11 protein-coding genes are annotated in these 11,903 nt (G+C 62.4%); 5 read left to right on the forward strand and 6 right to left on the reverse strand.

Annotation, left to right across the window (positions count from 1 at the left end):
• The first annotated feature begins 208 nt into the window (after positions 1–208).
• Positions 209–1,834: a methyl-accepting chemotaxis protein gene (locus tag AB7M33_RS20705; protein ID WP_454243480.1), complete on the forward strand. Its 1,626-nt coding sequence runs from the start codon at positions 209–211 to the stop codon at positions 1,832–1,834.
• Between the two features lie 56 nt (positions 1,835–1,890).
• Here AB7M33_RS20705 and AB7M33_RS20710 read toward each other — a convergent pair whose 3' ends face one another.
• A complete protein-coding gene (locus AB7M33_RS20710) occupies positions 1,891–2,346 on the reverse strand; it encodes a type II 3-dehydroquinate dehydratase (protein ID WP_454243481.1) in 456 nt (151 codons plus the stop codon).
• 15 nt (positions 2,347–2,361) lie between these two features.
• On the reverse strand, positions 2,362–3,717 hold the full coding sequence (locus tag AB7M33_RS20715; protein ID WP_238211325.1) for an MFS transporter: 1,356 nt from the start codon (positions 3,715–3,717) through the stop codon (positions 2,362–2,364).
• A gap of 165 nt (positions 3,718–3,882) precedes the next feature.
• Between AB7M33_RS20715 and AB7M33_RS20720 the strand changes: the two genes are divergently transcribed.
• On the forward strand, positions 3,883–4,818 hold the full coding sequence (locus tag AB7M33_RS20720; RefSeq protein WP_454243482.1) for a LysR family transcriptional regulator: 936 nt from the start codon (positions 3,883–3,885) through the stop codon (positions 4,816–4,818).
• Here AB7M33_RS20720 and AB7M33_RS20725 read toward each other — a convergent pair.
• The gene (locus AB7M33_RS20725) at positions 4,800–5,669 is read right to left on the reverse strand and encodes an AraC family transcriptional regulator (RefSeq protein WP_454243483.1); all 870 of its coding nucleotides are present in this window, start codon (positions 5,667–5,669) and stop codon (positions 4,800–4,802) included. The two genes, AB7M33_RS20720 and AB7M33_RS20725, sit on opposite strands and share 19 nt — an antisense overlap.
• 253 nt (positions 5,670–5,922) lie before the next feature.
• Between AB7M33_RS20725 and AB7M33_RS20730 the strand changes: the two genes are divergently transcribed.
• Both AB7M33_RS20730 and AB7M33_RS20735 read left to right on the forward strand, forming a co-directional pair.
• Entirely contained in the window at positions 5,923–7,617 is a 1,695-nt protein-coding gene (locus tag AB7M33_RS20730; protein ID WP_454243484.1) for an alpha/beta fold hydrolase, read from the forward strand.
• Positions 7,618–7,729: 112 nt separating this feature from the next.
• Positions 7,730–8,260 carry an adenylate kinase gene (locus AB7M33_RS20735; protein ID WP_454244242.1) on the forward strand — a complete coding sequence of 177 codons (531 nt, stop codon included), beginning with the start codon at positions 7,730–7,732 and terminating at the stop codon, positions 8,258–8,260.
• Positions 8,261–8,355: 95 nt separating this feature from the next.
• Here AB7M33_RS20735 and AB7M33_RS20740 read toward each other — a convergent pair whose 3' ends face one another.
• The gene (locus AB7M33_RS20740; protein WP_454243485.1) at positions 8,356–8,520 is read right to left on the reverse strand and encodes a hypothetical protein; all 165 of its coding nucleotides are present in this window, start codon (positions 8,518–8,520) and stop codon (positions 8,356–8,358) included.
• Between the two features lie 172 nt (positions 8,521–8,692).
• Between AB7M33_RS20740 and AB7M33_RS20745 the strand changes: the two genes are divergently transcribed.
• Positions 8,693–9,412, forward strand: coding sequence for an alpha/beta fold hydrolase (locus tag AB7M33_RS20745; RefSeq protein WP_454244243.1), 720 nt, complete (start codon positions 8,693–8,695; stop codon positions 9,410–9,412).
• A gap of 697 nt (positions 9,413–10,109) precedes the next feature.
• Here the strand turns inward: AB7M33_RS20745 and AB7M33_RS20750 are convergent.
• Both AB7M33_RS20750 and AB7M33_RS20755 read right to left on the reverse strand, forming a co-directional pair.
• Positions 10,110–11,138 (reverse strand): LLM class oxidoreductase, encoded by a 1,029-nt coding sequence (locus AB7M33_RS20750; RefSeq protein WP_454243486.1) that lies wholly within the window; start codon positions 11,136–11,138, stop codon positions 10,110–10,112.
• 23 nt (positions 11,139–11,161) lie between these two features.
• Positions 11,162–11,797, reverse strand: a complete 636-nt coding sequence (locus AB7M33_RS20755; RefSeq protein ID WP_454243487.1) for a glutathione S-transferase family protein — start codon at positions 11,795–11,797, stop codon at positions 11,162–11,164.
• Positions 11,798–11,903 lie beyond the last annotated feature (106 nt).

The raw sequence follows: 11,903 nt of genomic DNA on the forward strand, positions 1-11,903 counted from the left end.
ATCTTCCTTTTCTGATGACTGACGTTCCTTTTTTACCCTTGCACGTATGCGCCGCCACATGCAAGGCGCCGGCAACAATCGTGCGGTTACCGCACACAAGCGCCTCAGGGCCACTCAAGCCCGCAGCGGGCACTCCGATACCTGCTCACCCGCCATCGAAATCCCGATGAGAAGGGGTGCCAACAGGACCATGAGGAGTACTGCCCGTATGTTTGCCGACCTGAAGATCCGCACCGGAATGTTCTGGGTGCTGTCGCTGTTCAGCCTGACCTTGCTGTTCTCCACCGTCAGCGCCTGGCGCGCGGCGGTGGGCAGCGATGAGCAGATCAGCGAACTGGACCAGACCGCGCACCAGTCGGACCGGTTGAACAATGCGTTGCTCATGGCGATCCGCGCCAGCGCCAACGTGTCCTCGGGTTTCATCGAGCAACTGGGCGGCCACGATGAGAGTGCGAACAAGCGCATGGCGCTGTCGGTCGAATTGAACGACAAGAGCCAGAAACTGGTCGATGAGTTCGTCGGCAACGCCCGCGAACCTGCGCTGCATGCGGCGGCCAAGGAACTGCAGGCCACCTTCGCCGACTACGCCAAGGCGGTGGCGGGGCAGCGTGAGGCGGTGCGGCAGCGCTCGCTGGAGCAGTACTTCAAGGTCAACACCGATGCCGGCAATGCCATGGGCCGCCTGCAGGCGCTGCGTCAGCAACTGGTAGCCACCTTGAGCGAGCGCAGCCAGCAGATCATGCTCGAGTCCGACCGCCGTCTGGAGCGCGCACAACTGCTGAGCCTGGGGCTGCTGGGCGTGACGTTGCTGCTGGCGGCGCTGTGCTGGGCGTTCATTGCACAGCGTGTGTTGCACCCATTGCGTGAAGCTGGCCAGCACTTTAAGCGCATCGCCGGCGGCGACCTGAGCGTGCCGGTGGTGGTGCAGCGGCGCAACGAAATCGGCCAGCTGTTCCACGAACTGGAGCGCATGCAGCAGAGCCAGCGCGAAACCCTCGGCAAGCTCAGCAGCTGCACACAACAGCTGGCTGACGCGGCGACGGCGCTGAACACCGTTACCGAGGAAAGCGCCAATAACCTGCGCCAGCAGGGCCAGGAGCTGGAGCAGGCTGCCACTGCCGTCACCGAAATGACCACGGCGGTCGAGGAGGTCGCACGTAACGCCGTCTCCACGTCCGAGACCACGCAGGCATCGAATCAACTGGCCGAAAAAAGCCGCCGGCAAGTCAACGAGAATATCGACGGTACCGAGGCCATGACCCATGAGATTCAGGCCAGCAGTGGGCACCTGGAGCAGCTGGTGGGGCAGGTGCGGGACATCGGCAAGGTGCTGGAAGTGATCCGTTCGGTGTCCGAGCAGACCAACCTGCTGGCGCTCAACGCCGCCATCGAGGCCGCCCGCGCCGGTGAGGCCGGGCGTGGTTTTGCGGTGGTAGCGGACGAGGTGCGTACGCTCGCCTACCGCACACAAGCATCGACCCAGGAAATCGAACAGATGATCGGGCGCGTGCAGCAAGGTACCGAAGCCGCGGTTGCATCAATGCAGGCCAGCACCAGCCGGGCCCAGTCGACCCTGGACATTACTCTGGCGTCGGGGCAGGTGCTGGAAGGCATCTACAGTGCCATCGGCGAGATCAACGAGCGCAACCTGGTGATCGCCAGTGCGGCGGAGGAGCAGGCCCAGGTGGCGCGGGAAGTGGACCGGAACTTGCTGAATATTCGCGAGTTGTCGAACCAGTCGGCGACCGGGGCGCAGCAAACCCGTGCGGCGAGCCAGGCGCTGTCGGGCCTGGTGGGGGAAATGACAGCGCTGGTAGGGCGGTTCAGGGTGTAAGCGCGACATTCCGAAGTTGCCGAAGGACCACCCGGTCAGCGTCCGGTGAAGGGCGGTTAAGTGTTGGCTGCCCGACGCCGCAGTAAAGTATCGATAGCCCGGATTGCGAGGGGATACCCGTCAGCGCCCATGCCGCAGATCACTGTATTGACCACGCCAGACATGATCGAGTGGCGGTGCAGTTCGTCCCGTGCATGAATGTTCGACAGGTGCAGTTCGACCAGCGGTGTGTCGAGTAATTTCAGCGCATCCAGTACTGGAATCGAGTGAAACGAAAGGCCGGCCGGGTTGATGATCACTGCAGCGCCTTGCTCGAAGGCTTCCTGAATCCAGTCGACCATGACGCCTTCGTGGTTGGTTTGGCGAAAGTCGCATATCAGGTCAAGTTCCAGCGCCAGGCTTTCACTGCGTTGGCGGATTTGCTCAAGCGTGGTGTGGCCGTAGATGTGCGGCTCACGGCGACCCAGCAGGTTCAAGTTAGGGCCGTTAAGGATGAAAACGGTGCGATTCATGATTGTCCTGCTGCGTTATTTGGAAAGAAGGGTGGTAGCGCGGGCTTCGACGGTGTCGTCTTCGGCGACGGCGTTCAGGTCGATGCCGCGGGTTTCCCGGCCGGTGATGATCATCGCCAGCGAGATCAGGTTGATCACCGCGCACAGCGTCACCAGCGGCCACGGCGAGTTGTTCGACTGGCTCATCAGCCACACGGCGATCATCGGCATTGGGCCACCGATCACCAGATTGGCGCCTGTGTAGGCCAGTGCCGAGCCCGAGTAGCGGACCTGGGTAGGAAACGCTTCGGCGAAGGCCACAGGCTGGATGCCGCTTTGGAACTGGGTGAAGCCCAGGAACAGCCCCATGATTGCCATGATGGCGGGGACGTTCAGGGTGTTGAGGATTGGGAAGTAGACGAACAGGATCAGCAACGTCATGCACGAACCCAATGCCAGCGCCTTTTTACGCCCCCAACGATCGGACAGATAACCACCGGCAAGCGCACCGAAAATCGCGCACATGTTAGCCACCATCAGCGACATGAACCCTGTCGATTGGCTAAAACCGAGGTGCTTGGTCAGGTAGCTGAGGGAGAAAATCACGATCAAGTAGAACAGCGCAGCGGGTGAGCAGAAGAACAGCATCAGTCGCAGGATGGTTTTGTAATGGCTGCTCACGGCTGATGTGAGCGGGCTCTTTTCCTGTTTGAGCGGGGCCTTCTTCAAGGCCACGAAGGCCGGGGTTTCATCGACTTTCAGGCGGATGAAAATTGCGACGATTACCAGGACGAAGCTCATCAGGAACGGGATTCGCCAGCCGAAGCTCTCGAACTGCTCGCTTGAAAGCGTCGCTGCCAGGCCCATCAATACGCCGTTGGCCAAAATCTGGCTAAGGGGTGAGCACAGGCCGAGCATGCCGGAATAGCGCCCGCGACGATCGGGGGAGGCGTGTTCCAGCGCCATCAGTTGCGCGCCAGTGGACTCGCCACCCAGTGCGAAGCCTTGAATGATCCGCAGCAGCACCAGCAGGATCGGCGCCCAGATACCCACCTGGCCGTAGGTGGGCAACAACCCCATCAGTACCGAAGCCAGGCCCATCATGGTTACGGTGGCCAGCATCAAGTTGCGGCGGCCGAGTTTGTCACCGAGGTAGCCACAGGTAATGGCGCCCAGGGGCCGGGCGGCCAGGCCGACACCGAACGTTGCCAGCGAAGCGAGCAGGCCTGCGGTGGGTTCCATCGCGGGGAAAAACAACTTGGGCAGAATGGTCGCGGACATCGCGCCATACAACGTGAAGTCGAACCATTCCAGGGCTGTGCCAATGGTGGCGGCGGTCACCGCTTTGCGAGGCATGCGCGAATCATGAGGCGCGTCACTGATTGTGCTCATAAGGGGCTCGTCATTGTTTTTATGGTGTCGGAATACCCATACGATTCCGCTCGGGCTATGCAGTGGAAAGGAATCGTCGAAGTGAATAGACGTTAGCGCATCCTGCTTGCAGAATAATTATCGAAATCACGATAAATAGATAAGCCAGCCTTATGGGTAGCGATTATGGAACTGCGTCACCTTAGAGCGTTTGTGGTCGCCGCTGACCTGCAGCACTTCAGCCGGGCGGCAGAGCAACTGGGCATTGCGCAACCGGCACTGAGCCAATTGATGCGAACGCTTGAGTCCGAGCTCGGGCTAACGCTGTTCCGGCGGGAGAACCGCGGCGTGGCGTTGACCGCTGCTGGCGAGGCGTTCCTGCCTCACGCGCGGCAGTCCATCGAGGCCAGCGAACGGGCAATGGCTGCGGCCCGGCGTGCCAAGCGGGGGGAGGTGGGCGAAATCAACATCGGTTACCACTCGGCATTGTTCGAAGCCAATTTGCCGCAATTGCTCCGGCATTACTTCAGCACGTTCCCCGAGGTCAAGGTGTCGCTGGTCGACGCCGGTATTCGCGCGCAGTTCGACATGTTGCTCGACCACAAACTCGACCTGGCCTTTGCCCGGGTGTTCAAGGACCACCTGCCGGACCGTCTGCGCACCCACCCATTCAGCCAGTCCAGGCTCGTCCTGCTCATCCCGGACAACCATGAATTGGCCGACCGCTTCAGCGGGGACCTGTCGACCCTGCGCCACGAAAAGTTCGTGTTTCTCCAGGACAGCACCGGCATCGGCCTGACCTCCCACACCCTCCAAGCGTGCCGGCAGCACCAGTTGCACCCGCAGAACATCATGTATGTGCCGTCGCTGATGAGTATTCCCGGGCTGGTGGCCGCCGGCATCGGCCTGAGCATCGTGCCCGAAACCATGACCCGGCTGACCATGCCGGGCATCCGCATCGTGCCCCTGGCGCAAGCGGAAATGGTCAGTGAACTTTCGCTGATTTCACGGATTGACGAGCGTTCGCGTGCAGTGCTGCACTTTATCGAAGAGGCTCATGGGTGGGGGCTCGGCGGCCCGGCACCGGGCGGGCAGGGCTCGGCCTACTTCAGCGGGACGTAGATATCCGTTTGCCATTGCTCCAAGGGCGTTTCCGGGTACGCGCTCAGGTAATGGAAGAACAGCGGATGGTCGCGCAGCTCTTCGTTGCTCGACGGCAACCAGTCACGATAAAGCGGGTAGATGGTTTCGCCAATGTAGTCAGGCGAACCGGTATGCCGAACCACCGCGCAGCGCCCTGCCGGGATAAGCCGTTCGTGCACGCCGAAATCGTTGGGCTGCACAGCCTCGTCTATCTCGCCGCAAACGGCGAAGCGGAAGGCGTGCAACGGTGTGGTGTCGGGGTTGTCGAAGGGGATGCCGAAGGTGCGGCTGCTGGCCACTGGCGATTGGCCGCTGTGCATGCGCCATTGGCGAAAACGCGCGACGCTTTCGCCGACTAGGGCGGGCGCACCTCGGTGTTCGAGCGCGGCTACGCGGGTTTCGGTGAAATCCACGATACGGATCTGCATGGTGATACTCCTGGAACGATGGGGAACAACGAATACCGCACTCCAGGCCTGCCAGTTCGGGGCCTTGGCGAACACGCTCGGCGCCATGCCGAAGGCACGCTTGAAGGCTCTGGAAAAGGCTTCGGGGCTTTCGAAACCAGCGCCAAATGCGGCCTCCAGCACGGACGTTGCGGGCGAGGCGACCAATTGGTGCGCCGCGCGTCGAAGCCGCATCAGTTGCACATAGCGTGAAACCGGAACGCCCATGAACGCCGTGAACTGCCGATGGAAGTGAAACGCCGAGAAGTTGGCGATGCGACTCAGTGCATTCACCGACAGGTCATCTTCGAGATGGTTGTCGATGTAGGCAAGCACGGCTTCGAACCGTTTTGCGTAGGTAGGGCTGTGCTGTGAGTCAGTCAACGAACGGAGCCTCTGGAAAGTGCGGTGAGCGCTAGCATCCTGTGTCCAGGCATCGAGGTGCCTAGCCGTGATTGCTCTTTCGGGCAGTCGTGTTGACCATAGCGTGGATGGCACCGAGTTTGCCGGTGCTTTCGGTCAGATCGCTCCCCCGTCATGAAGTGAAAAACCGCTGTCGCGGGATGAGAAGTGGCCGCAGCCACGGCTGCCTTAGAGTCGGAGCACAACACAACCGTGCCCGGAATCAAGAGCCGCCATGAGCAGATCCACGCAAACGAACGAGACCGTCACCCCCAGCCAGCCTCTGGCAGGCAACCCCCTGGTCAGCATGCGCCCGGCCGACCTGGCCAGTTCAGCCGGCTACCTGCTCAAGGCCGTAGGCACCTCGCCGCTCAAGGCGGGTGCCCATGTGGGGGGCTACCTGAAGGCGCTGCGCGGCATCGTCGCAGGCAACACCAGCATCGCGCCAGACCCGAAGGACAAGCGCTTCGCCGACCCGGCCTGGCAATCCAACGCCTTCCTGCGCGCACTGTTGCAGAGTTACCTGGCTGGCCAGGCAGAGCTGACCCGCTTCATCGAGGCCACCGACCTGGCTCCGCTGGAAAAAAGCCGCGCCCGCTTCGTCGCAGCACAGATGGCCGATGCCTTGGCACCGAGCAACTCCCCGCTGACCAACCCCGCGGCGCTGCGCAAATTGGTGGACACAGGCGGCATGAGCATGGCCAGGGGCATCCGCCACTTCGGCCAGGACATGCTGAATAACCGCGGCCTCCCGAGGCAGGTCGACAGTACGCCATTCACGGTGGGTGAAAACATCGCCACGGCCAAGGGCGAGGTGGTGTTTCGCTGCGAAATGTTCGAGCTGCTGCAGTTCGCGCCCACCACCGAAAAGGTCTTTGCCCGGCCCTTGGTCATGTCGCCGCCGCAGATCAACAAGTACTACGCCATCGACCTGTCGCCGGAAAAAAGCCTGGTCAAGTGGATACAGGACAGCGGCGTGAGCCTGTTCGTCATCAGTTGGCGCAACCCCACCCGCGAGCACTGCGACTGGGGCTTGTCCGATTACGCGCTGTGCCTCGATCAGGCGGTGGACGTCGCGCGTCGAATTACCCGTAGCCCGGATGTAAACATGTGGGGCTCCTGCTCGGGCGGCATCACCCTGGCAGCCTACCTGGGCTGGCTGGCGGCCCGTGGTGAGGGCCACAAGGTGGCCAATACCAGCTGGGCCGTGTGCGTGCTCGACACGGCGTCGGCGCTTAACGACACCACCTTGGGTATGTTCACCACGCCGTCCGCCCTGCGCGCGGCCAAGGCCAGCTCCCGGCGCAAGGGTGTGCTCAGTGGCCAGGACATGGGCCGCATGTTCGCCTGGATGCGCCCGAACGACCTGATCTGGAACTACTGGGTCAACAACTACCTGCTGGGCAACCCGCCGCCGGCATTCGACATTCTCGCCTGGAACGACGACACCACGCGGCTCCCCGCTCAGCTGCACGCTGACTACCTCGACCTCATCCAGCAAAACCCCTACAGCAACCCCGGCACCCTGGAGATTGACGGCGAGTTGATCGACATGACCCAGGTAACGGTGGGCGCCTATGTGGTGGGCGGCACTACCGACCACATCACCCCCTGGCAAGGCTGCTACGGCACCGCCCGGCTGTTCGGCGAGGACACGACCTACGTGCTGTCCAATGCCGGCCACTTGCAAAGCCTGGTAAACCCACCCGGCAACCCCAAGTCGTTCTACTACGCGGCGCCCGCCGCCGCCGAGGCGCCGGAAACCTGGCTGCAGAACGCCGGGGAGCGCCAGCAAGGCAGTTGGTGGCCGCATTGGCGCGAATGGATTGGGCAGCGTTCCGGCGAAAGCCTGGCGGCGCCAAAGAAGCTGGGCTCGCGCAAGTACCGGCCGCTTTGCCCTGCGCCGGGTACTTATGTCATGGAGCGTTGAGGCTGCCTTTTCTTCCTGACGCTGACCCGATGCCAGCCGTCGGCTTCAGCGTCTTGCGCAGGTCGGGTGTATAGTGCTGCCCCGAATTCGACGTGCATTCATGGAGGAACAATTGCGAATCTACATTACGGGTGCTTCCTGTGCCGGTGTGACCACCTTGGGTAAAAACCTCGCGACCGTGCTGGGTGCGCGGCATGTCGATGTCGATGATGCTTACTGGATGCCCACCGACCCACCTTTCACGACCAAGCGGCCTGTCCCTGACCGCGTGAAAGTGATCCAGCAAAAGCTCGGTGACCAAGATTGGGTACTGACCGGTTCCTGCATGGTGTGGGGCGATGCGCTGCTTGCGCACGTCGACCTGACCGTGTTCGTCGTCACCCCCACGCCCATTCGCCTTGAACGGCTGGCCGCGCGTGAAAAAGAGCGCTTTGGCGATCGGATTGCACCGGGTGGCGACATGCACGGGATCCACACGGCCTTCCGCGAATGGGCCTCGCAGTATGACGACCCTAACTTCTCGGGGCGCAACCGAGCGTGGCACGAGGCGTGGTTGGCAGAGCAAACGTCTGAAGTGTTGCGGGTTGACGGAACAAGCAGTGAAGAGCACATGGTTGCGGCTGTTTTGCACGCATTATCTTAAGCAGATCAGTCACTCGAAGCTGGCGCGGGGCTTAGGCGGACCCAGTTGACGAGCATGCAGCGTCCTTATCGCGCAGAAGGGCAAGATCCAGGTTCTCACTGCCAATACAATCGCAGTACCGCCAACGACGCCACGCCAATCGCGACGGTGAACAGCATCGGCAAGCGCCATGCGGCAACCAGCGTGATGCCCAGCGCAATCAACTCTTCAGGATTGGCCTGGCGGTGGCGGTGGTCACCCGCTGCAGCTTGCCGGCGCACCTCAAGGTGCTCGACCTACGGCACGGCCTGCCGGACCTGCCGGTGGCGGAGGTGGTACTGACCCACAGTCGAGACTCCGCAGGTTCACGCGCCGCCGATGCGTTGCGCGACCCGCTGTGTAACTGATCAGCGTTGGCCCGTATGCTGCTGTCTGGATTGCCTGGTGAAGAACATGCCCCCTGAAAACGCGCTCCCCCTGGTGTTGATCCCAGGCTTCATGCTGGACGAAACGCTCTGGGATGAAGTGGTCGAGAGCCTGCCCGCTACGTGTGAGGTCCACCGGGCCAACCTGCTCGAGGGGCAAACCCTTGCGCAGATCGCCCGCCATGTCGTGGCAAGTGCGCCGCCTCGTTTCGTCCTCGTTGGTTTTTCCCTTGGGGGCTATGTGGCGAGATCAATCGTGCAGCAATGCCCAGATCGTGTAGCTGCCCTGATACTGATCGCTACCTCCCTGCGTGAAGATTCGCCCGAGCGGCAGAAAGCCAAGCAAGCGGCGGTCGATGCGTCGGCTCACGGGCAGTTTCGCGGTTTGAGCCTGGCTGCCATCAGGCAGTCGGTGCATTCGCAGCGTGCTGCGGATAACGCCCTGACTGGCAGAATTCGTGAGATGGGGACACGCATGGGGCATGCGGTATTTGCCACACAGTCGCTGCTGACCAGAGCGGGTGTGGGGCCTCATCAGATCCAGTGCCCGACACTTGTGATTGCGGCAGCGCAGGACGCGCTGAGGCAAGTTGAAGAGGCTGAAGCCTTATGCGGTCACATCCCGGGCGCACGCCTCGAGATCATTCAAGGCTCCGGTCATATGATCCCGCTTGAACAGCCTCAAGTGCTGGCACAGTTGATGATGCAGTGGCTCGCGGCAATGCCACAGGCAAGCCCGCTTCTGTAGGAAAGCTCACGTTTCACTGTTCTAGCAGTGCCCGTGTGGGAGCAACTGTCTTGTAGTGGTATGCGGGTCTTCATCGTGCAACAACGCGATGATCCGGACGGGCACGCCATGGCGAGAGCAACCGCTACCAAAGCCTGAAAGTACAGCGCAGGCTCAAGGTGCAGCGTGATTTCTGTAGGAATGGGTTTACACGCGGAGCAGGCACCACCTTGGATGGCACGGGCTTCGCCCGTGTTCGCGGGTAAACCCGCTCCCACAGGGTCAGCAACTCGCTTACGAACTTTGTTCTCTGCTCGACAACGCGGCCCAAAGGGCTGGGTGATCTCCCAGAGGATGGGTTGCCCCCAGACATTTGAACAAGCCCACAGGTGCGGCGCTAGCCTTGGAGGCTACACCGTTCGGGGGGGGAGCGGCGGTGCGGCGATCCGACTTGCCCCGCGAATGGGGCTACGCGTTGTATGGCACCGGCTTCGCCGGTGTTCGCGGGGCAAGCCCGCTCCCACGTAATGAATCAATTTTTATAAATTGCGCGAGACAGTTGCTTCCACAGGTGCGGCGCTAGCCTTGCCGGCTACACCGTTCGGGTGGGAGCGGGCTTGCCCGCGAACACGGGCGAAGCCCGTGCCATCCACCGCGGCGCCTGCTTTGCGGGCAAGCCCCATACCGTATGCTGTGCATCTGCGTTGCCTGGCACGCTTTACCAGTCTTGCGACTGCGGTGCAGGCCCGGCCAGCGCCGGAAACAGCGGCACTACCTCTTCGGCCAGTTCCTGAATGATTTCCCGGGCCGGGCGCCGCGCCATCTGCACGCCCAAGGCCGCATGATTGACCCCAGCCTCGCGCCACTCGCCAAGCAAGTCGATCAGCCCGTTGCGCCCGGTGCGCAGTACATAGCCGCCTTGCTGCGGCGTACGCGGGAAGTTGGGGTCGTCGTCCAAGTCGATCCATTCATTGGTCATGTGCGGGCGGAACCCCCCGCCCGGGATCGCTTCGCGCCAGGCGCGGATTTTTTCGGCCAGGCGGCGTGGGCCCAGGATGTTATGGGTGGCGTCGGGGTAGGTCAGCCAGCCATCGGCGTGCTCGCCAAGCCACTGCAGGGTCTGGCGCGAGGAGCCGGTCACCACCAGGGGGATGCGCCCTGACACAGGCCTGGGCAACAGCCGGGCGTTACTGAGCTGGCCCAACGGCGACTGAATAGGCCCTGGGTGCTCGGCCAACAGTTGGCGGAAGTAGTCCACGCTGTGCGCAAAGCGCTCGCCGCGGCTGCCGTGGTCCAGGCCGTAGGCGGGAAACTCCACGGGGCGGTCGCCTGAGGCAATGCCCAGCACCAAGCGCCCGCCCGACAAGGTATCAACGGTGGTGGCGGCCTTGGCCAGGTCGATCGGGTGGCGCAAGGCAAAGATCGCGCTGCCGGTCACCAGGGCGATCTGCCGGGTGTGCGCGGCCAGGTAAGCCAGATAGGTGAACGGGTCGAATACCTGACCGGCATCACCGAAGGCTGGGTCAAACAACGGCACATCGCGCACCCAGGCTGCGGCAAAGCCCAGGCGGTCGATTTCACCGACCAGCCGCGCCTGCCCGGCCAGGGCCTGCAGGTCGCCGTCATAAAAGCGCTGCGGCATGAAGATACCCAGGGTCAGGTGATCTGGGGCAAACATGCGCCGGTAGCCGGGGTGGTGGGCGAAAGCGTTGGCGTTGACGCCGCAGGTGGCAGCTTTAGCGTTCATGGCTGTTCCTGGGTTGTGGGCGTTCATGGGCCGGTGGCCGGAGCTGGCAGGCGGATGCCGCGTTGCACGGCGGGGCGCTGCTCCACCTGCTGGTACCACCGCGTCAGGTGGCGGTGCGGGCTGAAGTCGAAGCCCACCAGGGCGGCGATGTGCAGCCAGGCGAAAGTCGCGATGTCCGCGATCGAGTAGTGGTCGCCGGCCAGCCATGGGTGGCTGGCAAGGTGCTGGTCGAGGACCGCGAAGGTGCTTTCGGTAAGGCTGCGGTAGCGCTTGAGCGCAGCGGGGTTGGGCGTGGCTTCGAAGCATTCGAAGTGCACGCGCTGGCCGAGCAGCGGCCCCATGCTGGCGCTGTGGTACATCAGCCAGGTGATCGCCGCCCAGCGTGGCTGCGGTGCGGAGTCGAGCAACTGGCCACTGCGCTGTGCCAGGTACAGCAAGATGGCGGCCGACTCGAACAGCACGATGTTGGCGCCGTGGTCGACTAACACCGGAATGCGGCCTGCCGGGTTGAGCGCCAGAAAGCCTGCTTGCAGATGCTCGTCGTGCTCGATGCGAACATGTTCCAGGCGATAGGGCAGGCCCATCTCTTCGAGGGCGATGGTGGCTTTGAAGCCGTTGGGCGAGCTGTCGGTATAGAGCACCAGTGACGGGTCAGGCATATCGAGTAACCTCAGGAAAACTAACGCAAGTTGTTTGGCCTGAGCGCTATGCTATGCAGATGAAGCAAGATACAAAAACGATTGCTTCTACCCTAAGCGTTAGTTT

The organism is Pseudomonas sp. Y3 TE3536 (assembly GCF_053629175.1).